General features: G+C 67.1%; 25 protein-coding genes and 1 pseudogene. 16 read left to right on the plus strand and 10 right to left on the minus strand.

Annotated elements, in window-relative coordinates; translation table 11 throughout:
• Positions 1 to 35: 35 nt before the first annotated feature.
• From L593_RS12590 to L593_RS12610, 5 genes are all read left to right on the plus strand, one after another.
• Positions 36 to 506 (plus strand): DUF5804 family protein, encoded by a 471-nt coding sequence (locus L593_RS12590; RefSeq protein WP_020447350.1) that lies wholly within the window; start codon positions 36 to 38, stop codon positions 504 to 506.
• 22 nt (positions 507 to 528) lie between these two features.
• Positions 529 to 1,404, plus strand: coding sequence for an alpha/beta fold hydrolase (locus tag L593_RS12595; protein WP_020447351.1), 876 nt, complete (start codon positions 529 to 531; stop codon positions 1,402 to 1,404).
• A gap of 71 nt (positions 1,405 to 1,475) precedes the next feature.
• Positions 1,476 to 2,327 (plus strand): translation initiation factor eIF-2B, encoded by an 852-nt coding sequence (locus L593_RS12600; protein WP_020447352.1) that lies wholly within the window; start codon positions 1,476 to 1,478, stop codon positions 2,325 to 2,327.
• Between the two features lie 127 nt (positions 2,328 to 2,454).
• Positions 2,455 to 3,612, plus strand: coding sequence for a CBS domain-containing protein (locus tag L593_RS12605; RefSeq protein ID WP_020447353.1), 1,158 nt, complete (start codon positions 2,455 to 2,457; stop codon positions 3,610 to 3,612).
• A 164-nt stretch (positions 3,613 to 3,776) separates the two neighbouring features.
• Positions 3,777 to 4,277: a DUF5797 family protein gene (locus tag L593_RS12610; protein ID WP_020447354.1), complete on the plus strand. Its 501-nt coding sequence runs from the start codon at positions 3,777 to 3,779 to the stop codon at positions 4,275 to 4,277.
• Positions 4,278 to 4,338: 61 nt separating this feature from the next.
• On the opposite strand, the gene L593_RS12615 is transcribed toward L593_RS12610, so the two are convergent.
• Positions 4,339 to 5,397 (minus strand): DUF5787 family protein, encoded by a 1,059-nt coding sequence (locus L593_RS12615; protein ID WP_049894496.1) that lies wholly within the window; start codon positions 5,395 to 5,397, stop codon positions 4,339 to 4,341.
• A gap of 149 nt (positions 5,398 to 5,546) precedes the next feature.
• On the opposite strand from L593_RS12615, the gene L593_RS12620 reads away from it, so the two are divergent.
• The 3 genes from L593_RS12620 to L593_RS12630 all read left to right on the plus strand — a co-directional run bounded on the left by L593_RS12620 (position 5,547) and on the right by L593_RS12630 (position 7,808).
• Entirely contained in the window at positions 5,547 to 6,170 is a 624-nt protein-coding gene (locus L593_RS12620; RefSeq protein WP_020447356.1) for a hypothetical protein, read from the plus strand.
• Between the two features lie 166 nt (positions 6,171 to 6,336).
• Positions 6,337 to 7,128 carry a trans-aconitate 2-methyltransferase gene (locus L593_RS12625; protein ID WP_020447357.1) on the plus strand — a complete coding sequence of 264 codons (792 nt, stop codon included), beginning with the start codon at positions 6,337 to 6,339 and terminating at the stop codon, positions 7,126 to 7,128.
• A gap of 239 nt (positions 7,129 to 7,367) precedes the next feature.
• Positions 7,368 to 7,808, plus strand: coding sequence for a hypothetical protein (locus L593_RS12630; protein ID WP_049894145.1), 441 nt, complete (start codon positions 7,368 to 7,370; stop codon positions 7,806 to 7,808).
• A gap of 54 nt (positions 7,809 to 7,862) precedes the next feature.
• Here L593_RS12630 and L593_RS12635 read toward each other — a convergent pair.
• Positions 7,863 to 8,804: pseudogene (locus L593_RS12635) on the minus strand (formate/nitrite transporter family protein); the annotation flags it as partial.
• A gap of 236 nt (positions 8,805 to 9,040) precedes the next feature.
• Between L593_RS12635 and folD the strand changes: the two are divergent.
• The 3 genes from folD to L593_RS12650 all read left to right on the plus strand — a co-directional run bounded on the left by folD (position 9,041) and on the right by L593_RS12650 (position 11,405).
• Entirely contained in the window at positions 9,041 to 9,934 is an 894-nt protein-coding gene (folD, locus tag L593_RS12640; protein ID WP_020447360.1) for a bifunctional methylenetetrahydrofolate dehydrogenase/methenyltetrahydrofolate cyclohydrolase FolD, read from the plus strand.
• A 35-nt stretch (positions 9,935 to 9,969) separates the two neighbouring features.
• Positions 9,970 to 10,491 carry a SprT-like domain-containing protein gene (locus L593_RS12645; protein WP_020447361.1) on the plus strand — a complete coding sequence of 174 codons (522 nt, stop codon included), beginning with the start codon at positions 9,970 to 9,972 and terminating at the stop codon, positions 10,489 to 10,491.
• Between the two features lie 77 nt (positions 10,492 to 10,568).
• Positions 10,569 to 11,405, plus strand: coding sequence for a sugar phosphate isomerase/epimerase (locus L593_RS12650; protein ID WP_020447362.1), 837 nt, complete (start codon positions 10,569 to 10,571; stop codon positions 11,403 to 11,405).
• Between the two features lie 45 nt (positions 11,406 to 11,450).
• On the opposite strand, the gene L593_RS12655 is transcribed toward L593_RS12650, so the two are convergent.
• Positions 11,451 to 12,551 (minus strand): Gfo/Idh/MocA family protein, encoded by a 1,101-nt coding sequence (locus L593_RS12655; RefSeq protein ID WP_020447363.1) that lies wholly within the window; start codon positions 12,549 to 12,551, stop codon positions 11,451 to 11,453.
• A 139-nt stretch (positions 12,552 to 12,690) separates the two neighbouring features.
• Between L593_RS12655 and L593_RS12660 the strand changes: the two genes are divergently transcribed.
• Positions 12,691 to 13,458: a hypothetical protein gene (locus tag L593_RS12660; protein ID WP_020447364.1), complete on the plus strand. Its 768-nt coding sequence runs from the start codon at positions 12,691 to 12,693 to the stop codon at positions 13,456 to 13,458.
• A 28-nt stretch (positions 13,459 to 13,486) separates the two neighbouring features.
• On the opposite strand, the gene L593_RS12665 is transcribed toward L593_RS12660, so the two are convergent.
• Positions 13,487 to 14,218, minus strand: a complete 732-nt coding sequence (locus L593_RS12665) for a hypothetical protein (RefSeq protein ID WP_020447365.1) — start codon at positions 14,216 to 14,218, stop codon at positions 13,487 to 13,489.
• Between the two features lie 145 nt (positions 14,219 to 14,363).
• Between L593_RS12665 and L593_RS12670 the strand changes: the two genes are divergently transcribed.
• Together L593_RS12670 and L593_RS12675 are read left to right on the plus strand one after the other, a co-directional pair.
• Positions 14,364 to 15,014, plus strand: coding sequence for an HVO_0476 family zinc finger protein (locus L593_RS12670; RefSeq protein WP_020447366.1), 651 nt, complete (start codon positions 14,364 to 14,366; stop codon positions 15,012 to 15,014).
• 48 nt (positions 15,015 to 15,062) lie between these two features.
• Positions 15,063 to 15,719 carry a protein-L-isoaspartate(D-aspartate) O-methyltransferase gene (locus L593_RS12675; RefSeq protein ID WP_020447367.1) on the plus strand — a complete coding sequence of 219 codons (657 nt, stop codon included), beginning with the start codon at positions 15,063 to 15,065 and terminating at the stop codon, positions 15,717 to 15,719.
• 29 nt (positions 15,720 to 15,748) lie between these two features.
• Here L593_RS12675 and L593_RS12680 read toward each other — a convergent pair whose 3' ends face one another.
• From L593_RS12680 to L593_RS12700, 5 genes are all read right to left on the minus strand, one after another.
• A complete protein-coding gene (locus L593_RS12680) occupies positions 15,749 to 16,570 on the minus strand; it encodes a hypothetical protein (RefSeq protein WP_049894147.1) in 822 nt (273 codons plus the stop codon).
• A gap of 2 nt (positions 16,571 to 16,572) precedes the next feature.
• Entirely contained in the window at positions 16,573 to 16,929 is a 357-nt protein-coding gene (locus tag L593_RS12685; RefSeq protein WP_020447369.1) for a hypothetical protein, read from the minus strand.
• Positions 16,930 to 16,960: 31 nt separating this feature from the next.
• Positions 16,961 to 17,551 (minus strand): hypothetical protein, encoded by a 591-nt coding sequence (locus L593_RS12690; RefSeq protein ID WP_020447370.1) that lies wholly within the window; start codon positions 17,549 to 17,551, stop codon positions 16,961 to 16,963.
• A 90-nt stretch (positions 17,552 to 17,641) separates the two neighbouring features.
• Positions 17,642 to 17,926, minus strand: coding sequence for a hypothetical protein (locus tag L593_RS12695; RefSeq protein WP_020447371.1), 285 nt, complete (start codon positions 17,924 to 17,926; stop codon positions 17,642 to 17,644).
• A complete protein-coding gene (locus L593_RS12700; protein ID WP_020447372.1) occupies positions 17,927 to 20,020 on the minus strand; it encodes a minichromosome maintenance protein MCM in 2,094 nt (697 codons plus the stop codon).
• Between the two features lie 276 nt (positions 20,021 to 20,296).
• Between L593_RS12700 and trkA the strand changes: the two genes are divergently transcribed.
• On the plus strand, positions 20,297 to 21,631 hold the full coding sequence (gene trkA / locus L593_RS12705) for a Trk system potassium transporter TrkA (protein ID WP_020447373.1): 1,335 nt from the start codon (positions 20,297 to 20,299) through the stop codon (positions 21,629 to 21,631).
• Between the two features lie 124 nt (positions 21,632 to 21,755).
• Here the strand turns inward: trkA and L593_RS12710 are convergent, their stop codons facing one another.
• Positions 21,756 to 23,294 carry a TrkH family potassium uptake protein gene (locus tag L593_RS12710; protein WP_049894149.1) on the minus strand — a complete coding sequence of 513 codons (1,539 nt, stop codon included), beginning with the start codon at positions 23,292 to 23,294 and terminating at the stop codon, positions 21,756 to 21,758.
• A gap of 205 nt (positions 23,295 to 23,499) precedes the next feature.
• Between L593_RS12710 and L593_RS12715 the strand changes: the two genes are divergently transcribed.
• A complete protein-coding gene (locus L593_RS12715) occupies positions 23,500 to 24,183 on the plus strand; it encodes a TrkA family potassium uptake protein (RefSeq protein WP_020447375.1) in 684 nt (227 codons plus the stop codon).
• Positions 24,184 to 24,193 lie beyond the last annotated feature (10 nt).

Below are 24,193 nucleotides of genomic sequence, written 5' to 3' on the forward strand. Positions count from 1 at the left end.
AATCGCCAAGGCGACGGGGCTCACAGGAGGTCGTAGTGACCCGCGTCTGTCTCCTGGGAGACGAGGAACACGACCTCCGCTTCGAGTTGCTCTCCCGGGACACCTCCAGGGAAGCCCTCTCGACCTATGACCTCGACCAGCCGTTCGCGAACGCGGTCGGGTTGGAGACGGTGAGTCTCGGCGCCGCGGTCTCCCTGCTCAACGACCTCAACTGGTACGTGGTCCGCTTCGCCGAGGACGCGTTCGTCCTGGATTCGTCCGTCAGCGAGACGGAGTGGCTCTCCCGGTCGCTCGCGGAGGCCGTCCGGTCCGACCGGGTTCGACCCGAGGAGACCGCCGAGTACTGTACGATCTACGGGATCGAGCGCGACGCACCCTCGGCGCCCGGCGAACTCGTCGAACCCCTCTACGCCCGCCGAACCGACGACGGACTGCCCGAGTACGACCTCCGCGACGTCGAGGAGACGGTCGTCGTCCGTGTCACCGAGTCGGAGTTCGACCAATGACTGCTCTCACGCCCCTCCCCCGATGATCGGCCACCCCACCGTTCCCGACGCGGATTCGCTCTACGTCGACGCCGGGGGTCGTCGCCTCCACTATCTGCGGGCCGGGGATCCGGACGATCCAGCGGTGGTGTTGCTCCACGGCAGCGGCATCGACGACGCCGCGCTCTCCTGGCACCACGCGATCCCCGCGCTCGCGGACGACTTCCGGGTCTACGCCCCCGACTGGCCGGGCTACGGCGAGAGCCCGGATCCTGATGCCGAACCGAACGGTGCGTACTACCGGGCGGTGCTGCAGGACTTCCTCGCCGCGATTCCGGTCGAGCGACCGTCGCTCGTGGGGCTCTCGATGGGCGGCGGTGCGGCGCTCGGCGTCGCGATCGAGTCGCCCCAGGCCGTGCGATCGCTCGTCCTCGTCGACAGCTACGGGCTCCGCGACGCCGTTCCCGGCGGGAGCGCGGCCTACGTCCTCGCGAACGCGCCGTTCGCACGCACGATCGGCCAGCAGATCGCGGGCGTACTGCCCGGCGCCGCCCGGTCGACGATCGCGCCGTTCGTCGCCGACGCCGACGACCTCGATCCCGCCTTCCTCTCGGCGGTGTCCGAACGGCTCGACGACCCTGGTGCGGGCCGGGCCTTCGTGGACTTCCAGCGCGCGGAGTTCTCGCCCGACGGCGTCCGGACCCACTACGAGGACCGCCTCGAAGACCTCGCCGTGGAGACGCTGGTCGTCAACGGCGCGAGCGATCCGCTGATTCCGCTGGCGTGGGCCGAGGACGCTGCGGCCCGGATACCGGCGGGATCGCTCTCGGTGATCGAGGACTGTGGCCACTGGCCGCCTCGTGAACGTCCCGACGCGTTCCTCGACGAAGTGGCACCGTTCCTCGCCTCGTCGGGGTAATCCGGCACTCGAGGGGCCCGCGGACCCCGAATCCCGCAAGGCCTTTGCCGGATTGCCGCGCAGTTGCATCCATGATCGACGAGACGGCCGCCGAGATCGAGGCGATGCGGACCCACAGCTCCTCGGAGGTCGCCATCAAGGCAGCGCGAGCGCTCACCGAACTCGCAGACCGCGAGTACGCAACCGTCGAGGAGTTCGAGCGCGACCTCGAGCGCAACGCCGGCGCCCTCCGGCGGGCGAACCCCTCCCACGCCTCGCTCGCGACCGTGCTCGACGAGATCGAGTCGGCGGTGGACGACGGGGCGTTCGAGACCGTCGACGCCGCCCAGGACGGCCTCGAGGCTGCCGTCGACGCGACGATCGGCGTCGTCGAGGTCGCGAAGGACGAGGCCTCGGCGACGGCCGCCCAGTTGCTCTCCGACGGAGACGTCGTGCTCACCCACGACTACTCCTCGACCGTCATCGGCGCGATCGAACGAGCGACGTCGGCGGGTGCAGAACTCGACGTGTACGTCACGGAGGCCCGCCCGCGCTTCCTCGGCCGCCGTACCGCCCGTCGGCTCGCGGAGATCGACGGCGTCGACCCGACGCTCGTCGTCGACTCGGCCGCCGGGCACGTCCTCCAGTCCGTGGATCGCGTGCTCACCGGGATGACCTGCGTCGTCGGCGATACGCTCTACAACCGCGTCGGCACCTACCCGCTCGCGGCGACGGCACAGGACGTCGGCGTCCCCGTGACCGTGACTGGATCGAGTGCCAAGATCGTCGACTCGGGCTTCGTCTTCGAGAACGACTTCCGGGACCCCGTCGAGGTGCTCAGAGAGCCCGCCGAGGGGTTCGACATCGAGAACCCTGCCTACGACGCGACGCCCCTGGAGCTGATCGATCAGCTCGCGACGGATCGGGGCGTCAGCGAGCCCTGAGGCTACCGGAATCGATCCGACCACCCGGAAATCGAGATACGAATTCGCTTGGAATGTCGGGGACTCCGGCGCCGAAACGGTCGGTACGTTGAAGACCGTGCCTGTCAAATCCCCACAGGTGAGCACGATGGACGTTTCTACTATCGCGACCGAGGAGTACGTCGCAATCGACGTCAACACTCGTCTCGGGAAGGCGCGAGCGAGATTCCAGGAGGAGAACTCCAAGGGGATCATCGTGACGCGCGACGGCGAGTACGCTGGCGTCCTTGGCGAGCGAGAACTCCTGCAGTCTCACGTCGAGGACGACGCAAAGGTGGGGGCGCTGATCAAACCGAGCCGAAACGATCCGGCGCCGAAGATCGATCGCTACGAGGACCTCCGTGACACCGCCCGCCAGCTCGTCGAGGGCGGCACCAAGGTCGCACCAGTCTTCGAGAACGGCGGATTCTGGGGAATCGTCACTGCCGACGCCATTCTCGAGGCGGTGCTCGAACACCTCGACGCCCTCACCGTCGGCGACATCTACACCGACGAGGTCGTCTCGATCGCCGAGGACGACGGCATCGGCACTGCGATCAATCGCCTCCGGGAGAACACGATCTCCCGGCTTCCGGTCGTCAACGAGAACGGCTATCTCTCCGGCATCGTGACGACCCACGACATCAGCGAGGTCGCCGTCAGGAACATGGACGTGATGGGTGAAGGCGATCGGGCCGGCGACATCGATCGGATCCTCGACCTCCCGGTCTACGACGTCATGGCGAACCCCGTGGTGACGACGACCACCGACACCGACGCCAGGGTCGCCGTCGAGCAGATGCTCGACCACGACATCGGCGGGCTCGTCGTCACGCCCGCGGACGACGACCGTCTGGTCCAGGGAATCCTCACTAAGACCGACGTCCTGCGTGCGCTCTCCTACACCGAAGAGCAGCACATGGACGTCCAGATCACCAACATCCAGCTACTGGACACCATCTCCCGCCAGGACGTCCGCGAGGCCATCGAGGAGGTCGCGGACAAGTACCAGAAGATGCAGGTCCAGCACGCACACGTGCGGTTCCACAAGCACAAGGAGAAGCTGCGTGGCACCCCGCTGATCCAGTGCCAGATCCGCCTCCGGACCAACAAGGGGCAGATCGCTGGCAGCGGCGAGGGCTACGGTGCGCGAAACGCCTTCCACGTCGCGCTGGACAAACTCGAGCGGAACGTCCTCGAGCGCAAGGGGATCCAGAGCGACGAGGAGTACCGCGGGCAGCTCCTCCAGAAGCTCGGCGAACTCTGAGGGCGGTACCTCGTTTCTCGCGTCCACTCGTCTCGGAGCAGCCATCGAGCGACTGCACTCGTCGCAAGCGGCGTCGAGTGACTCTACGCGTCGGAAGCGTCACCGAGCAGCCGCTCGCTCCGAACCGACACACACAGTACCCGCCCCAGACCTAGCTGCACCCGATGACCCTCTCGGAGGAGGCCCACAGTCGGCTCGCGGACGTGGTGGAGCTCCAGCCCACGAAGAACAGCGAGCTACAGGATCGCTGGGGGATGGACAGCGGGAGCGACGTCCACAGCTACCTCACGGGCCAGCTCGCCGACTACACCTTCCGGGACGACAACAGCCTCATCCGCGCGACGAGCGAGGCCGCCGACCTCGTCGACGTGGAGCCGGGGGTCGAGCCCGGTGAAGACGGCGACGGCGTCGGCACGGTTCGCGTCACCGCACTCCAGGCCGACGTGATCGAGGTCCTGCCGGGCCCCGACGAGCGATCGAAGAGCGTCGTCGCCGTGCTCCAGGCCCTCCGGGAGCACACGGATCGCGACCCCGAGGTCGACGAGGTGCGGTCGGCGCTCCAGCGGCTCCGCCGGCAGGAGGCGGTCGAAGTGGAGTACCGCTCGGTGCCCACCTTCCGGCTCGCCGTGCCGCGCGAGGACCTGACGGTCGAGATCAAGGACTGAGTTCCCGGCAATCGATCCCGCTCTCTCTCTCTCTCGCGCGCGCTCTCGAACCGCAGCTTCGTCACTTCGGTCGCTTTCTCGCCCGCCGTGCCTCCAGCACCGAGCGGAGCCCCTTCCCCGGTCCGCCCTCGATCGGCCAGCCCTTCGACCGCCACGCCGGCGGCTCGGGTTCGTACTCGCTGCAACGCCCCGAGCACTCCCATGACGTCGGGCACGTCTGTTTGGCCGCGCAGTGGGGCTGGAGGGCAGCGGTCCCGTCCTCGCCGACGGTCTCCAGTTCGAAGTGCCGGCAGTCCGGCTGCATCGAGTCGACGTAGGAGCGCCACCCGCGCTCGTAGAGCCGTTCGGCGATCGCGAGTCTCGCGAGAGCCTTCCACTCGGCGTCGACGTACTCGAACTCGGCCGCGGACTGGTCGTACTCGCTCCCGGTGGGGCGATCGACGATTCGAGTCCCGGGGGCCTCGACGGCGAGCGAGCGGGGATGCCAGAGCACGTCGGCGTCGCCCGCCTCGGGGTCGACCGCGAGCACGCCGGCCTCGACGGGCATGTCGGCGAGGAGGCCTGGCTCTGCCGACTCGCCCGTCTTCAGCGTCGCGACCCAGGCCTCGTCGGCCAGGCCAAAGGCTACGTCGCGTTGCATCTGATCGGCGAGCGCGTCGGCGGCGCTTCGATCCAGATCCGGCTTGTTCTCGATGGCGATCAACGCCTCGAGCCAGTCGGGGTACTCCCAGCGCCGGCGGAGTTCGATCCGGTTGTTCCGGCGGCGCGTCTCGATCAGGTCCCGGTCGGCGGCGTCCTTGACCGCCTCGCGGACGTAGCGCCAGTCGGTGGTCCACAGCTCCAGGGCGTCGCGATACCACTCGAAGTCGAACGGCGCGTTCCGCACGACGCGCAGGAGGTTTCGATCGAGCGCTCGCTCGCCAAAGACGGCTCGCGTCCGGAGGGCCTCGGCGTCGCAGATGGCGACGACGGTGTCCCAGCGGCGCTCGCGGGTGCCGAGCTGTCGGCCGACGATGACGCACTGGTCTGGCTGCAGCGACGCCTCCCCCGGTGGCCACTCGTGCTCGGCCCAGCGGCAGACGCGAAGTTCGAACGGAAACTCCCGCGTCCAGTCGGTCACGAGCGGGTGAAGATCGCCAGCCGACGTAAGCGTTCGGCTCGATCGGTGGATCCGCCGTAACTCGACCAAATTCCGGTAAATCGCCACCAATCCGACGGTGACCGTCGCCCCGTTCAAAGTGCCCCGGGGGCCTCGCATCGGATGCACGCATGAACTTCGACAGCATCGAGGTCTCGAATCGCGTCGACGAAGGTTCGGCCAGACTCGTCGCCAAACTATTGCTCGCCGCTGGAGCGGGGGCGTTCCTCGGCTACCTCCTCACGTTGCTCCCCGGGCTCGACCGCATCGTGCCGCAAACGGCCGTGAGGTTCGCCGCTGTCCTCGGCGCGATTGCCACCGCCGTCGTCGTCGTGCTATTGTTCTACGCGGCGCCGCGGATCGCGCTCCTCGCGAAACTGAGTCTCGACGGCCCGCGCGAGGTGGTCGAAGAGATCGCGGCCGTCGCGCAGTGGACGGTCGTGCTGGTGGCGGTGCTCGTCGCTCACAGTGGCTTCGCTGGCGTGGCCGTTCCGCTACTCGACAGCACCGTCTGGATCTACGACTTCGCGTTCCTGCTGCTGGCGTTCCCCATCGTCGTCTTCGTCGCGGTACACCTGTATCGTGGCCTGGACCCGAGCGCGGCCCTCCTCGCAACGCGATTCGCGGAGGAGGAAACGTCGAGCGAGTCACCGGACGACGCCAGCGGCGATCGATACACCGCTGCTGAGAGCGGCAGTGACGAACCGAAAGGCGCTGCTGCGTCTGATTCAAGCGGTGGGACCAACGTAAACTGACGTCGGTTTGTAACCGCAGGTCGTCCTTGCCCCGTTCGTTACGCTCGTTTTCTCGGTCCGTCCCCGCCGTTCTTGCTCGCCGTGTTTGTCGTCCTTCGTCCGCTGTCCTTGCGGTGGGTGCGCACGGATCAGGTACAGTTGAGTGGGTGCCGTCCGGCGTGGAATTATGGCCGAGGACGGCGCCGTCGACAACGAGTGGGAGGCCGATCGCTACGAGGCGGATCACGCGTTCGTCTACGAGTCGTCCCAGGATCTCGTCGAACTGCTCGATCCCGCTCCAGGCGAGCGGATCGCGGACCTCGGCTGCGGAACGGGACACCTCACGGCAGCGATCGCGAGGGAGGTCGACCATCCCGACGGAGGCCCGAGTGGGCACGCAATCGGGTTCGATCGCTCGGCGTCGATGGTCGCCGAGGCGCGCTCGAGCTACCCCGCCGTCGAGTTCCTCCAGGCCGACGCCCGTTCACTTCCGTTCGACGCCACCGTCGACGCCGTCTTCTCGAACGCCGCGCTCCACTGGATCTCCGATCAGGAAGCCGTGGTATCGTCGATCCACGACGCGCTCCGCCCGGGCGGCAGACTGGTCGCAGAACTCGGCGGCGTCGGTAACGTCGCGACGATTACTGATGCCCTCGAAGCCGAACTCGTCGAGCGGGGCTCTCCCGGCCAGCACGGCTGGTACTTCCCCTCTCCGGGAGAGTACGCCACCCTCCTCGAAGCTGGTGGCTTCGAGGTCCGCGACCTCCGATTGTTCGATCGGCCGACGCCGCTCGACGGTGCGGACGGGCTGGAACACTGGATCGAAGGATTCGGCGACGAACTGCTCGATCCGCTCTCCGACGACGAGCGGTCGGCAGTGATCGAGGCCGTCGAGGATCGGTGTCGGACAGACCTCTGGACGGGTGAGGAGTGGGTCGCCGACTATCGACGGTTGCGAGTCGTCGCCGTTTCGCAGTGATTGTCCGTCCCGTCGTCGACTGACCGACGTTCGTCTTTGGTCGCTGGGTTCAACCGATGAATATTGGCGATCTACGAACCGGTACGTGACAACCGAGGTCGAGGCCCGGGGGTCGGTGGGTCGGCCGTCCCTGATCAGCCATCCCCCGATCGGATCGACGATATCGACGCACCGGTCTCGATCGGAAACCACGACGATTCCTGTACAGTGTTTTTCACGTCTCGCCTCCTATACCCCCCGTGCAGCTACCAGACCCCCCGGACCGATTGATCCTGATCCTCGTGGGGCTGTTGCTCCTGCTCTCGCCGGCGGTCCTCCTGCTCGTCACGCTGGCATTCCTCTCGGTCATCGGCGAAGTCGTGCTCGGTCGACTGACGGCGGTCGAACTGATCGAACTCTACCTGATCGACTTCTTCGTCGTCGGCGGGATCCTCTTCGTGATGATCGCGCTTCTCAGACGGCTGATCGAGCGCAGATTGGGCATCGCCCTCGACTCTCTGGCCGAGGGCGACGGTCGACCTGACGACGACGACGCGGCGGAGGACGACGCGGCGGAGGACGACGCCGACGGAAGTGATGACGCCGACGGAAGTGGCGATATCGACGGAAGCGGGGAGGCCGGGGGAAGTGTCGTGACCGGGGGAAGCGGCGAGACCGACGGAAACGGCGAGTCCGACTGAAACGCCGTCACCGACCCCGAACGCTCCAGCTAACGGTCGTTCGAACGATCAGTCGTCTTCTGAGGGGATGTAGGACCGCCCGGCTCGTCGGCCGAACACCAGCTCCCGTGCGTCGAGGGTCCGATCGACCGCGTCGTGTCGCGCGACGTGAAGCCGCTGCTCCGTCGTCTGGAAGTAGTTGACGACGGTCACCAGCACCACGCCGCCGACGGTGTTGCCCAGCAAGACCGGCAGGACGAACTGGCCGAGTCCGTCCAGTAACCCGGCTTCGGCGCTCGCAACCAGAAAGACGACCTCCGTGAACGAGACCACGACGTGGAAGAGGTCGGCGTAGGGGATCGTCAGGAAGGCGACGTAGACGACGAGGAATCGCGTGACGCTGTCCCTGACCGCGTAGATGAGCCAGACGACGCCCGCGACGATGAAGCCGGCGAACGCGGCCTTGAAGAAGAGGCTCCAGAACGCCGTCTCGTAGCCCCTCGAGGCGATGTAAACGGCTGCGTCGGTGCCAGCCGGGGACAGCACGCCGGTCCGTGCGAGCACGATCGCCCCGATTGCGCCGCCGGCAAAGTTGCCTGCGAGCACCGTCCCCCAGATCGAGAGGAGTCGCGGGATGCTCGCTAGCCGTTCGAGCACGAGTACCACCGGCGGGAGCGTGTTCTCCGTGTACAGCTGGTAGCCACCGAGGATGATGAACACGAAGCCGATCGGATAGAGGAGCGCGCTGAGGATCGGGTCGCGGCCCGTCGACGCCGTCAGCGAGGCGTACAGCAGGAAGGTGACCGTGATGGCGAAGCCGGCCGCGAGGCCGCTGAAGAACAGCTCCCGGGTGCCGGTCGTCGCCTCCTCGTCGGCCGCAGCGACGATCCGCTGGAACACCTCGTGCGTCTCGAACTGGTCGCGCACCACGCTGCCGGCCGCGGGTGCGCCGTGTCGGGACTGCTCGATGGCGTCCCGGACCGACTCGTCGCCGGGCCCGTCCTCGTCCATAGACATTCCCAGCGCCTGCGGCCTATTAACCCCACTCACTGGGCGTGTGTGGCGTCGCGAGCGGTCCTCCAGCCGGTCCGGAACCACACGAACGAGCAGACTGTTGCGGAGGGCAAACCCGTCGAACCCGCCGTGGCGGATCTGGCGTAGCGGCTCGGAAGTGGCTCCGTCGATCCAGCCTCCCACTCGCGAGTGCCGCACGAACCCGAGCGTTGAAGGCTCCGGCATACACCTCTCCTCACATGGCCGAGATCATCGACGGCAACGCCGTCGCGCAGGCGATCCGGGACGACCTCTCCGAAGAGATCGACCGGCTTGCCGACCAGGACGTCCAGCCGTGTCTCGCGACGGTCCTGATGAGCGAGGACCCCGCGAGCGAGACCTACGTCTCCATGAAGCAATCCGACTGCGAGGAGGTCGGCATCGAGACTCGCGACGTGACCCTCGACGCCGAGGACCCCGCCGAGGATCTCTACGACGTGATCGAGGAACTCAACGCCGACCCCGACGTCAACGGGATCCTCGTCCAGCTACCACTCCCCGATCACGTCGACAAGTCCCGGGTACTCCGGATGATCGACCCCGAGAAGGACGTGGACGGCTTCCACCCCGAGAACGTCGGCCGCCTCGTCGCCGGCGAGGCCCGGTTCAAGCCCTGCACGCCCCACGGCGTGCAGAAGCTCCTCGAGGACGCCGGCGTCGATCCGGAGGGCAAGGACGCCGTCGTCGTCGGCCGCTCGGACATCGTGGGCAAGCCGATGGCGAACCTCCTGATCCAGAAGCAGCCCGGCGGCAACGCGACGACCACGGTCTGTCACTCCCGCACCCAGAATCTCGCCGAGAAGACCCGCGGCGCGGACATCCTGATCGCCGCGGCTGGCGTCCCGGAGTTCATCGACGGCGAGATGGTCTCGGAGGGGACGACCGTGATCGACGTCGGGATCAACTCCGTCGACGCCGACACGGAGAAGGGCTACGAACTCGTCGGCGACGTCGACTTCGACTCGGTCGAGCCGAAGGCGAAGGCGATCACGCCCGTCCCCGGCGGCGTCGGGCCGATGACGCGCGCGATGCTCCTCTACAACACGGTGAAGGCTGCCGGCCTGCACCACGACGTGGACGTGGACCTCCCCTGAGCACTCCAGCGACGCGACGATTCCAGTCACGACACGTGCCAGACGACGACCTCCTCGAACGCTTCGCCGTCGACGCCGCCGCCAGCGACGAGCAGTTCCTCGCCGCAGCCAAGCTCTACGCCCGCGAGGTCGTCGACCGACACGACCTCTCAGTCGACGTCTCCGACCTCGACTGGTCGGTGAGCAAGCGTGCCAAGCGACGGGCCGGCGCGGTCAAACACCGCGACGGGAACCCCGAGTCGGTCGTCATCACCCGAGCGCACTTCACCGAGCACGGCTGGGAGGCCGCCGCGGCGACGGTTCGTCACGAACTCATCCACGTCCACCTGCTCGCCGAGGACGGCGACGCCACCCACGGCGCCGCCTTCGAGGCCCTCGCCGACGACCTCGACGCGCCGATCAACTGCGAGCGCTTCACCGATCCCGAGTGGTGGGTGATCTGCGAGGACTGCGAGTCCCGGATCGCACGCTACCGGCGCTCGAAACTGGTCGAACAGCCCGAGCGGTATCGGTGTCGGGACTGCGGTGGCGAGTTCCGGGTCGAGGCAGCGGAGTGAGCGACGGTCCTCCGGTCGCCGATCGGGGGCTTTCCGCGAGTCGAGCCTTCTTGGTGCCACCGGTGCTGGATCGTCCCATGCACCTGGGTGGCCCCGTTCACGACGAGTTCGACACGCCAGCGGCGTGGATCGACGCGCTAGACGAGCGGGGATATACGGCAGCGACTGCACCCGTCGACCCCGACGCCGATCCGCGGACGATCGAGGCCTTCGTCGACGCCGCGGACGAAGCCGGCGTCGTGATCGCGGAGGTCGGCGCCTGGGAGCACAACCCGATCGCCGACGATCCTGACGAGCGAGAAGCCGCGATCGACGCCTGCGCACGCCACCTCCAACTCGCCGACGAGATCGGCGCGAATTGCTGTGTCAACGTCGCTGGCTCGCGCGGCAACGGCTGGGCAGCGCCCCATCCCGAGAACTTCACCGAGGAGACGTTCGAGCGGGTCGTCGCGTCTGTTCAGGAAATCATCGACCGCGTCGACCCCGAGACCGCGGAATACGCGCTCGAACCGATGCCATGGATCTTCCCGCACGACGTCGAAAGCCATCACCGGCTCCTCGAGGCGGTCGATCGGGACGCGTACGGTGTGCACTTCGACCCAGTGAATATGCTGTCGAGTCCCGAGCGCGTCGCGCGGAACGCTGACTTCGTCGAGCGGTTCGTCGACGAACTCGGCGAGGAGATCAGCACGGTCCACCTGAAGGACGTCGTCCTCCGCGACGAGTTGACGACCCACGTCGACGAGGTGCGGCCCGGTGCCGGCACGCTCGATTACCACGCACTCCTGTCGGCGCTCGACGCGCTCGACGACGACCTGCCACTCCTGCTGGAGCACCTCGACGACCCGGAGGAGTACGAGCGAGCAGCGAACTACGTTCGCGAGGTCGCTGCCGACGTCGGCGTCGACCTCTGAGGAGCGTCCGCGGGCCCGCGAAAACCAGTGCCCGGCGCGACGCCGTTACTCGTCACTCGGTTCCGGGGAGAGTTCGCCCGAGTCGACGAGGTCGAGGAACGCGTTGTCCTCGACGTCGGCGGGCAGTTCGACGCGACCCCGCTTGCGGACGGACTCGTAGCCGCCGAAGATGACCTCGGCCGTCTGGAGGCCGAGTTCGCCGCGGAGTTCGCTGGCCTTCTCGCCGTCGAGGCCAGCGACGACGTCGTCGATCGCCCGGTCGTGGAAGTAGCTGCCGTAGCGATCGTCGCCCTCGGAGCCAGTGGCGTGCATGTTCTCGCCGTCCACGTCGATTGCCTCGCGCTCCTCGCCCTGCCGCAGTTCGAGCATCGGTCCGCCCTCGACGTCGATGTGGATCGACCCCTCCTCGCCGCGGAGGGCCATCGCGGTATCGAGGAAGTCGTCGCCGGCGCCGGTCGACATGACGCCGTACACGCCGGAGTCGTAGCGCCACTGCGCCCACATCTGGTTCTCCTGGTGGACGCCGAAGCGCTTGTCCTCCTCGCGGTAGTCGAGGTTCGCGATCACCCACTCTGGCGTGGCTTCGTCGGCGTACATGCCAGCGAGGTCGATCGTGTGCGCACCGGTGTCCATGAAGTCGCCCCAGGTGATCTCGACTCGCTGGAGATCGCCGATCGCACCGTCGTCGAGCAGCCGCTTCGCCTCGGTGAACGGCTTGCCGAAGCGGCGCTGTCGGTTGAAGGTGAGCTGGACGTCGGACTCCTGGCAGGTCTCGACCATCCGCCGGGCGGCTCCGATCGTGTCGGCGATCGGCTTCTCGCAGTGCACGCCGCGTGGAATCCCCGACTCCGCACACCCGACGACGATCTCCTCGTGGATCGACGGCGGCACTGCGACGGTCACCAGATCGGGCTCCGCCTCGGCGAGCATCGTCTCGTAGTCCTCGAAGGCAGCCGACTCTGGCAGGTCGAATTCCCTGGCGAACGCGGCCGCGTTCTCGGGCACGACGTCGGCACAGGCGACGAGTTCGCACTGCTCGTTTGCGACGACGGCCTCGGCGTGTCGGTACCCCATCGCGAATCCCTCGGTGGACGGCGCTGCCGGGTCTGGCCCGGTGCCAATAACGGCTACGGTGTACTCGGTCATCTACGCGCAGTTCCGGCTGCCCGTCGGTATTCGGTTTCGATCCCAGGGGGTGTTGCCGGATCGTCGCGAACTGCTGGTGGGATCGACGGCTACGCCGTCGAACGACAATCCTTACTTGCAATCCGGGGGACGTCGACGTATGCAACGACGTGCCTTCCTTGCCGGTGCCGTCGGGATTGCCGGCGGCCTCGCCGGCTGTTCCGACGTCCTCCCGGGATCGGGTGATTCGAACGACGGTGGCGACGACGGTCCCGCTGGTGCCGTTCGCGGCCTCTACGAAGCTGCCTTCTCGGGTGACGTCGAGGAGGCGAACGCCTACATCCACAGTGAGGCCGACCTCGATCCGTTGACCCAGTCGCAAGCCGATAGCTTCCAGGCCGTCGACGCGCGCGTCGAAAGCGTCGAGGTCGTCGAGCAGTCCGGCGATACGGCCACAGTTCAAGCGCGGCTCAGTGCCGTTCCCGACGACTCCTCCGAGCGGCAGACTCTCCCGTCGATTCGCCTGGAACTGCGCACGGAAAACGGCGAGTGGAAGGTGTACGACGACGCATCCGCCGACGACGCGCCGGTCGCACCGCGTGTCCAGTGGGAGTCGTCCGAGCGGACCGACGCCGACGGCAGCGTCACCGCGGTCACCTTCACCCACGCTGGCGGTGACACCGTCCCGTCGGGAACCCTCTCCGTCCGGGCCAGTGGTAGCACCGCATCCGCACCGAATGGCACCGACGTCACGGCAGGAACGACGCTGGTAGTCCCCACGGAAGGTCGGGGCAACTCCATGGCGGCGTCGACGGACATCCTACTCGGCTGGTCGAATCCAGATGACGGCAGTAGTCAGATTCTCGCCGAGCACACGCTGACGAGCCCGACGGTTGGGACGCTCGCCGAGAGGCTCCGGCTCGAGTAGTCGCTCGACGGGGTGGAGCGGTCGAAGCTTACTGCCCTTCCAGTCCGTCCAGCGTTTCGCGTGCCAGGGCCAGACCGTCGGCATCTTCGGCTCGCAGGTACGATCCGAGCCCGCGAGCCGCTACGACCAGCCCTTCGGCCTGCTTCGGTGGAACGTCTCCCTGGAGCGCCCGCATCCGCCGAACGTGATCTTCGATCGTCCCGAGCACCTCGCCAGCGTACGCTGGTCCCGGAACGTCGTCGGTTGCGTCGAGCCACTGCCGCACGTCGCGCCGGTAGTCCCGGACTGCGTTGGCGTACGCGAGCCCTCGCACCGGCCACATCGACTCCGGGACGTCTTCTGGATCGGGACGCTCTCCAGCGTCCGCGCCGCGCAGCAGTTCGAGGAAGTACCACTCTTCGTCGTCCGTCAGGGAGTGGGCCCGCCGAACGGTGTCGGCGACGCCCGCCAGTTCTCGCGCGGCGAGGTAGGTGTCGTCGATAGGGAGGAGGTCGCCACCGCTGACGAAGCCGCGCTGGCGAACGTACTCGCGGCACGCGTCTGCGGTCTGCTCGCCGAGTTCCTGCCGGGGGAGGTCGTCGATCGCGGCTCGCATCGGCGTGAGGTCGAACTCGACTGGGGAGTCGGTGTGGACGGCGCGTTGCTCGTCGACGGCGACAGTGTCCGGGCTCGAACACTCCGGGCAGACGATCGCGCCGGTGTCGTAGTACGACCAGCGGGCGCCACAGTCCGTGCACTCTCGCTCGCCCCGGAGTTCCATGATCGGGTGGTCGGGCTACCCGTCAAAAAGCCCTCCGTGTGCGGGTGCGTCGGTCGGCTCGAACTGGCGCAGCCGTGGCCGTCACACGGATCCTGCGAGCACCCCAGTCCGACGGCTTTTCCCGCTCTGGCCGATAGATCGGTGTATGAGCGATTCTATCGAGCGCGTCGCGCTGGTTTGCCCGGCCTGCTCCCAGGAGCAGGAGACCGTCCACGAGGTGCTGTCGCCGGGCGGCCAGGCGACCGTCCGCTGCACGGAGTGCGATCACGTACACAAGGAGGCCTTGCCGAGTGACGACACCGTCGAGCGCGACGTCGTCGTCTCCCAGTCCGGCGACTCCTTCACTGCCAGGACCGACGTCGATCCCGAGGAGACCATCGCAGAGGGCGACGAGTTCCTCCTCGAGACCGAGGATGGCATCTTCTCCGTTCGCGTCACCAGCGTGGAGATTGGACAGGATCGCCGCGTCGAGGAGACGACCGCCGAGGAGGCCACGACGATCTGGACTCGCGCGGTCGGGAACGTCGCGGTGAACGTGACCGTCCACCCCAGTGACGGCGGCCGCGAGGAGACGTACAGCACGACCGTCCACGTCCCGGGCGACTACGAGTTCGTCGTCGGCGACTCGGATTCCTTCGGCGAGGAGGAGTTCAGCGTCGAGGGCATCGCGATCCGCGACGACGCGACCGGGTACGAGTACGAGAAACTGGACTTCGACGGCGACGAGGCCGTCGCGAAAGATATCAAGCGAGTCTACGCCCGCGACGAGACCTCCGACGCCTGGTCGGCCTGGTAGCCCGGCCACCCCCGAACCGCACTCACCCCATCGACCGACATTCCACCCATGGGCCTGTTTAGCTCCGATCCCGGCGCCGACGACTTCGAGTCCCACCGAAAGGCAATGGTCGATCGCCTCGTCTCCCACGGCCGGATCACCGATTCCGCCGTCGCCGACGCGCTCCGTGCGGTCCCGCGCCACGAGTTCGTTCCCGAGGGTCGGCGCAAAGAGGCATACGCGGATCGACCGCTGCCGATCGGCGACGGACAGACCATCAGCGCACCCCACATGGTCGGGATCATGGCGGAACTGATCGAGGTCGACCCGGGCGACGACGTCCTCGAGATCGGCACTGGCTGTGGCTACCACGCCGCGGTGACTGCGGAACTCATCGGCGAGGACGGAACCGTCTACAGCGTCGAGTACAGCGACGTGCTCGCCGAGCGAGCACGGGCGACCTTCGATCGACTCGGCTACGAGGTCGAGGTCCGGATCGGCGACGGTCGCGACGGCTGGCCCGAGCACGCGCCCTTCGACGCGGCCTACTTCACGTGCGCGGCGGCCGATCTCCCGGATCCGGTCGTCGAGCAGACGCGGGTCGGTGGCCACGTCCTCGCGCCGATCGGCACGAGCCAGCAGACGCTCTATCGGCACACGAAGCGCGAGGACGGGACGCTCGACCGCGAGTCCCACGGCGGCGTCCGATTCGTCCAGATGCGATAGCACCACTCGTCCGTCGGCTGCTGCGCTCCTCAGGCGTCGACGAGCACGACCGGGGCGTCGAGCGCTGCGGCTGCCGCAGTGGCGGCGTCGAACCAGTCACCTGCGACGACGACCGGCGCGCGGATTCTGGCGACGCGACAGACTGCGAGCGCGCCGATCGCAGCGGGTCCCTCGACGGACCCGGGAGACTCGCCCGCGGTCGCGTCGCCGGGCAGCGCGTCCAGTGCGCGATCGAATGCAGCCTGGAGTTCGCCGGCCAGTTCTCGACGGGCAGCACGTTCGAGGTTTCGCTCGCGATCTTCGAGCTCGAGGCGGTCCTCGCGGCGATCACGCGCCTCGCGTGCCGACCGTCGTGCGCGATCGAGCGACTGTTCCGCGGCGATGCGCTCCGTCCGGCGCTCAGCGAGTTCGGCGACCGCTCGTTCTCGCGCCTCCGCCAGTGCCTCGTGGTCCTCGCCGCGCTCTCGGGCCGCTTCTAGCTGCCCCCTGAGTGTCGAGACCTGTTCTTCCAGGGACGCAGCGTCGTCCGTGTCGGCGATCCGACGTCGCTGTTCGGCCAGCGACACGGTGGGTAGCTCCAGAGCCGCGAGTCTGGCCCTGACCTCGGCGAGTTCGGAACCCTGGGAGGCTTCCAGCCCACGCTCGCGGGCGACCGCCGCGAGGGCAGCCTGCAGGGGGTAGGTCCGATCCGGTTCGACGACGCCCACGCGTTCGTGGATCGGCCCCCGCTCCGCACAGCGCAGGTCGATCGGTGCGGACTCGGTCCGGATCGCCGCAGAGACGTCCTCGGCGGTGATCTCGCGGTCCCGCAGGTCGAACGACCGTCCCCGCTCGCCGTCGAGCACCGGCACGTTCAGCCCTCCCGCCGGTCGGCGACGTCGCGGTCGCGTAGCTCGCTCGGGTCCGGATGGTCGGTCCCCGCGGCGAACTTCGCGTACGGCGTGCTCGGTCGGTCGCGTGCCTCGTAGGCCGCCGCGGCGTCGCGGACGTCCGCGTCGACGGCCTCGAACTCGTTGAACGGAGCCGTTCGCTCTAGCTGGACGTCGGCGCCGTGTTTGGCCCGAAGCCGCAGGCCGAGAAAGGCGCCCATCGCCGTCTCCTCGAGAAGCGCCGCACGGCCGAATCGCCTGACGACAGTCTCCTCGTGAGCGTTGCAGACGTTGCGAAGGGTCTGCCGGGCGGCCCGCGAGTACGTGACGACGAGCAGCACGACAAAACAGTCCGCACAGCCTGGTTAAAATTCAACGATTCCAGTCACGGAGCGAAGCGGCGGCGTCCTCGACGTCCCCGTCGTCGTCGAGCACCAGTTTCCCGTCTAGGAGCGAGGCGACCTGGGCGACCACCTGCGGGTCGTGGGCGCCCGGATCCATGTGGAAGTGCCCGACGGCGTCGTACCGATGGAGTCGGCCGGCGAACACGTGGAGGAACTCGAAGGCCGTGTCGAGGTCGACGTACTGCAGGAGTGCAGTGACGGAGTCGAAGCAGACGGCGGTCGATCCTTCCGTCTGGGAGAGTAACTCCGTGACGGCGATGCCGACGCCGGTGAGGTCCGTCGGGGCGTTGACGGTTTCGACGGCGTCGAATGGCCCCGATGGCGGCCCGCTCAGATCACCGACGACGACGGCTCGTGCCCGCTCCACGTCGTCGACGTGTTCTCGGGCGTGTGCCAGTCGATCCGAGGGATCGCCGGACCACGTCACGTAGAGCAGGTTCTCGGCGCCACTGTTCGCGAACAGGCCGGAGCACCCCGCCGTTCCGGCGTCACCGAAGCCGGGTGCGAGGAGCAGGACTGTCGCTGGCTGGTCGCCGTCTGGGAGCTCCGGAAGCGACATCTGGGAGATACGTCAGATGGGGGCAGGCCAGACTAAACAGTATCGGCCAGGTCGGGTCTGGTCGAAGTGGCACCGCTCGTCCGACGCGTCTCAGTGATCGCCACCGAGTCGTTCCACGTCCGCGTGCTCGCAGTCGCCACCGACCTGCGCTGCGGCGCGATCGCGTGCCTCCCCCGGTGAGTTCGCGACGATGACGACCGCACGGTCCTCGATCGGGTCGACGCGATAGACGGCGGTTCGTTCGTCCTCGAAGTCCGTCGCGTAAGTCCGGAGCACGGCCTGGATCTGCTGCTCCATGCTCGCGAGGTCGATCTCGCCTCGCTCGAACTCGCTGAGGGCGTCCTCGACGTTCCGGAGGGCGGAGATGCGATCCATTCAGGTCGTACGGACGTGGTCGGTTTTCGGCTCGTACACCTCGCCCTTCTGTTTGAGTTTCTCGAGTTCGCGCTCGGCCTTCTCCGCGCCGATGCCGATCTCGTCGGCGCGGTCGTAGACGGCGTCGACGGGGACCCCCTCCTCGTACTCGTCGGCGAGGTCGTCGATGAGCGCTTTGAGGTTCTTGATGCGGTCGCGCTGGCTCTTCGAGGTCCCCGTCTCGATGACGTCGGCGTCGAACTGTCCCGTCTCCGGGTCGACGCCGATGTCTTGCAACGAGGAGCGGACGATCGAGATGACCCGCTCGGCGTCCTCAACCGCGACCTCGTCGGCGAGTCGGACCCGCGCGCTCGCTTCTGCGAGCCGGACGAGCGCCTCCAGCTTCCGTGCGGTCACCGGCACCGGCGCGTCCTCGTCGGCGCCTTTCGACCGGAGGTCGACGTAGAACTCCTGGATCGCCTCGCGAGCCTCGTCGCTCATCCTGGGGTAGCAGTTCTGCTGGGCGTAGGCGACGTACTTCCTGAGGAGCTCCGGATCGATCGTCGGCTCGACGGTCTCCTGGGCGTCCTCGACTTGGTCCAGCGTGACGTCTGGCGCGGACATCTGCTCGCGCTGCGTGTTGAGCTGGCCGGCGTAGTTGGCCTCGAGGATGTGGTCGGCGAGCTCGCGGTCCTTCTCGGGATCGGGCTGGTCGGTGACAGTGAAGATGATGTCGAACCGCGAGATGAGCGCGGGTTCGAGGTCGATCTGCTCGCCCATCGGCTCGTACTGGTCGAAGCGGCCGTACTTCGGGTTGGCCGCGCCGAGCAGCGAACACCGACTCTTGAGCGTCGCGTTGATCCCGGCCTTCGAGATAGAGATCGACTGCTGTTCGAGCGCCTCGTGCATCGCGGAGCGGTCGTTGGCCTCCATCTTGTCCAGCTCGTCGACCGCGGCGATCCCCTGGTCGGCGAGGACCAGTGCACCGGCCTCGAGCGTCCACTGCTGGCCGTCGCCGAAGTCGTCGCGGACGGCGGCAGCCGTGAGACCAGCCGAGGACGAACCTTTGCCTGACGTATAGACAGAACGGGGCGCGATGTTGCGCACGTACTGCAGGAGCTGTGACTTCCCGGTACCGGGGTCACCGATGAGGAGGATGTGGAGGTCGCCCCGGATCCGGCTCTCGTCCGGGAGGTGCTTCGTGACGCCGGAGAACAACTGGAGCGTCATCGCCAACTTCTCCTCGTCGTAGCCGTGGATCGTCGGCGCGATAGCGCCGATCATCTGCTCGTAGACGTCGTCGCGCTGGGAGAGTTCGAGGATCTGGGCGGTGTCCTCCTCGGTGATGTCCATGTCCTCGAACTGCTCCTCCTCGACTTCCACCGAGACGCCCTCCATGTACACGTCGAAGATCGGCGACTCGTTCTCGCCGTCTTGATCGAGCCGGAGGATGCCGGTCACGACGACGTGATCGCCCGGCGTGACCTCGCCGGTCACGTCGTCCTCGATGTTGACGTCGATCGCCTGTGGCGTCTCGCCGCCGCGGAGTCCCTCTGGTGACTCCTGCACGCGAATGCGCTGGGCGTCGACGAACTCCGACTGGTCCTCGTTGAGCCGGAAGGGCCCCTGGCGCTCGCAGGAGCGGCACTGGTGGGGCTCCTGGAATTTCCCACCCTCCTGGGGCACGCGAGTCAGCGTCTCACAGCGCACGCACCGGAAGGCGGCCTCGGTACACTTCGGGCGCACGTCGGTGGCCTTGCGCGTGATTCCGCGCACGCTGACCATCGTGTTAACGTCGCTCGCGCGGATCTCCCGGATGTCGGTCGAACTGGGGAGCCCCCGGAGCCGTACGTGGGCCTGCCCGAGGGTGACGTCCACGGGGAGGTCGTAGAGTCGCAGTGCCTCCTCTGCGGAGCGCTGGAGCTGTTCGGGCTGTTCGAGGTAGGTCTCTGCGAGTTCGCGGTCGAAGCGGTAGAGGTCGTCGTAGTCGACGACCAGCGACTTCTGCTCGCTGGGATATCCCCGGGCGAGCGCGCCGATCTCCGTGCGGTAGTACTCGCGGAAGAACTGCTCGAAGGTGTCGACGTACTCCTGCTGGTCCACCCCGGTTGCCATCGCACAGATTTCGTGCGTCCTCCGGCATAAAGTCTCGTAAGCCGCGAAGTGACAGTGAAAGTGCGCTGTCACGCCAGCAGGCGCGTAACTGGGGCCCGAGATGGGCATTGCAGCGCCATTCTCCCGGGACGGATTTTACGCCACATTTCTCCCGATAAGGACGTCTCCCCGCTTATCTCCCGAAACGGACTTACCCTCACCGCCGGAAGCGCCGACAATGAACGAGCATTGGCTGTGCGGAGAGCGCAGGATTCGCTGGCGTGGGGGTGGCTTCCGATGCGCGTAATCGTCGTAGGTGCCGGCGAGGTGGGTCGGACGATAGCGACGAACCTCGCCGACAGCCACGAGGTCGTGGTCGTGGAACTCGATCCCGAACTGGTCGACGAACTCACCTACGCCCACGACGTGCTGGCGATCGAGGGGGACGGAACGGACGTCGAGACACTCCGGGAGGCTGGCATCGAGGACGCCGACATGCTCATCGCGTCTACGGACGACGACGAAGCGAACATCGTGACGTGTGGGGCAGCGAAGACGATTTCCGACGCGTTCACCGTCGCGCGAGTCAAGCGCCATCGGCTGCTCGAAACCTGGCGTGGTGCCCCTGGGGCGTTTGGCGTCGATTTCATGGTCTGTACGGATCTGCTCGCAGCGCAAGCCATCTTCCGGATCGCGGGGCTCCCCGGGGCCCAAGACGTGGACGCGTTCGCAGGCGGCCTGATTCGAATGGCGGAGTTCGAAATTCGGGAGGACAGTCCCGTCGCCAACCAGACCGTCAGCGAGGCGGATCGCTGGGAATCCCTGACGTTCGCGGCGATCTTTCGGGACGGCGACGTCGTCGTCCCCAGCGGGGTCTCCCGGATTCAGTCCGGGGATCGAATCGTCGTCATCGGCAGTCCCGAGAACATCCGTGACTTCGCCGAGGAACTGGCCGCCGAGGAGGACGCCGAACACGGCGACATCGTGATCGTCGGCGGCAGCAAGGTCGGCCACCAGACTGCTCGCGTGTTCGAGGAACACGGGAAGCGTCCGCGGTTGATCGAACAGAACCCCGATCGCGCGCGGGAACTCGCCGAGATCCTCCCGGACACGATGGTCCTCAACAACGACGCGACCGATCGCGAGTTCCTCGAGCGCGAGAGCGTCGGTGACGCCGACCTCGTGGTCGCCTGTCTCGACAGCGACGAGAAGAACCTCCTCGTCTCGCTGCTCGCCAAGCGCATGGGGGCCGAGCGCGCAGTGACCGTCGTGTCGGAAGGGTCGTACACTGACCTCTTCGAGACCGTCGGCGTCGACGTGGCCGTCAGTCCGCGCGAAGAGACGGCGGAGGAGATCGTTCGGTTCACGCGCGCCGGCCGCACGGAGAAGGTCGCGATGCTCGAGGGCGACCTCGCGGAGGTCATCGAGTTCGAAGTGGACGAATCGAGCAACCTCGCGGGCAGGACCATCGTGGAGTCGACGTCCGAACTACCCGACGGGATCGTCGTCGGTGCCATCTCGCGGGGTGGGTCACTCGTCACGCCGCGTGGAGACACGGTGATCCAGAACGGTGACCACGTCGTCGTCTTCGTCGACAACGAGGTCCTCGACACCGTCCTCGATCTGCTCTGAGGCGGCCGCTCGACCACGAGATTCGGGCGCCCGGTCGCCAGCGCTCTTCGTCCGACATCGACCCGAGGAATTGTGGAACGTCGCTCCCCTAGTCGTCGACCCTGCTATCTCGTCGACTCGACGGCTATCGGTTCCAGAAGGATCCAGAGAAGACCAGCAGGACCGGGATGATCTCCAGACGACCGAACCACATCAAAAACACCATCAGGAGCTTCGATGTCCAGGGGAACTCGAGGTAGCTCCCGAACGGCCCGAGGCTCCCGAACCCGGGCCCGATGTTGCCGAGCGTCGCCAGCGAGGCACTGATCGCCTCGTAGCCGTTGAGTTCGTACCCGATCCTGGCAGCGTCGAGCGTGAGCAGCAACGTTGCGATCCCGAACACGAAGATGTAGAGGAAGGTGAACACGAGCACGCCACGCACTGCGTCCTCGTCGACGACGCGTCCCCGTAGCCTGACGGGCTGGACTGCGTCCGGGTGAGCGCTCGTAACCAGTTCACGGCGGACTGCTCGAAGCGCGATCACCCAGCGGATGACCTTGATACCACCGCCAGTCGACCCTGCGGACCCGCCGACGAACATCGCGATCAGGAGCGTCATCTGGCCGGCAGGCCCCCACGACGCGAAGTCACTGGTCGCGTACCCCGTCGAGGTGAGCAGCGAGGCGATCTGGAATGTCCCGTGGCGGAGCGCGTCGCCGGCGATTCCCTCCGTCACACCGCCCAGGGCGCCGAGTGGCGGTGCAGTGCCGAGATACAGCGTCGCACTCGCGAGGGCACTGAACACCGCGATCGCTCCCGCGTACGCCCGAAATTCGGTGTCCTCGACGAGGGCGCGCCTGTTGCGTCCGATCGTGGCCCAGAACAGTGCAAAGTTGGTGCCTGCAACGACCATGAACGGGATCACGACCCACTGGACTGCCGCGGAGAAGGCGGCGATCGAGTCGGCCTCGGGGGAGAACCCACCCGTCGGAAGCGTGGTGAAGCCGTGGGACAACGCCATGTAGAACGTCATGTCCGGGGCGAAGCCCAGGAGATGGAGGCTGTAGAGTAAGGCGACGTAGACGATGGTGAACCCGAAGTAGACGAGCCATAGCACTCGCGCGGTCTCCGCTATCTTCGGGGTGAGCTTCTGGAGCTCCGGGCCCGGCGCTTCGGCCTGGAGGAGCTGGCTGCCGTTGATCGCCAGCTCGGGGAGGATTGCAACCATCAGGACGATGATCCCCATGCCGCCGAGCCACTGCATGAGCTGGCGCCACATGAGCAAGGCCCGGGAGTGCTGGTCGAACGAAATGTCCCCCATCACCGTCGCCCCCGTCGTCGTGAACCCGGACATCGACTCGAAGAGGGCGTTCACGGGGTGTGCGAGGGTCGATTCGGTCCCCCAGCCCGCGAGGACGAACGGGATTGCCCCGACGACGGCGACGACGAACCAGACGATCGTGACGAGCAGCGTCGCTTCGCGTGCGCCGAGGTCGGGCTGCGGTTCGATGCGTTCGAGGAGGAGCCCGATCCCGACGGTGAGCGTCATCGTCCCGACGAAGACCAGCAGGTCGCCGCCGTAGACGATCGCCGTCAGGAGCGGCACGACCATGGTGATCGCGAGGTACTTGCAGACCGTTCCCGTCAGCGCCACGCTCGCCCGCCAGTCGACTTTCCACGTCACGGTAGTGGCCTCGCCGAAGTGGCGAGTTCACCAGTGCTGGCGTACGGCCGAGTGATAAGCGATGCGAATTGCGGACTCACTGCGGGGTCCGCGGTCCGCTCGGCTGCTCGGTCGATGCATTCGAGTTCTCGTCGAGTACTACCCCGCTATGGTTTCGCGACGGCCATCGACACCCTTTAGCGGTGCTCGGTCGACGCCTGCAACGATGTACGTGATCGTCGTGGGCGCGGGGGAGATCGGCGCACCGCTGATCGACATCGCCATCCAGAACGGGGAGGAGGTCGTCGCCATCGAGCGCGACCCGGAGCGTGCCGACGAGATCGCCGACGACTTCGACTGCCTCGTGCTCAACGCAGACGGCACGGTCAAAGAGACCCTCGAGGACGCGGGTGCTGAGCGTGCCGACGCGATCGTCGCGACGACCGACCAGGACGCGACGAACGTGATGGTCAGTCTGCTCGCCCAGGAGTTCGGGGTGCCCGAGATCTTGTCCGTCGTTCGCAACCCGGAGCACATGCCGCTCTTCGAGCGTATCGGGGTCCACACGATGCAGAACCCCCAGCGACTCATCGCTCGTGACCTCTTTCGGTCGCTTCGGTTACCCTCCGTCGAGGACTACATGCGGATCGGCGAGGAGGCCGAAGTGTTCGAGATCACCGTCGACGAGGGCGCACCCATCGCCGGCAAGACGCTCCAGGGTGCTTCCGAAGCGGATCTGTTGGGAGCGGACGTGCTGATCGTGGCGATCGAGCGCAACGGGAATGGATCGCCCATCACGCCGCGGGGCCCGACGCGCATCGAGCCCGGTGACCTCGTCACCGTGTACTCCGGAAGCGGCGCGACGCCCGAACTGACGGACGTCTTCGGACACCCCGAGGACCACTTCTAACGCTCGGTCG

The sequence above is a fragment of the Salinarchaeum sp. Harcht-Bsk1 genome, from assembly GCF_000403645.1.
GTDB lineage: Archaea > Halobacteriota > Halobacteria > Halobacteriales > Salinarchaeaceae > Salinarchaeum.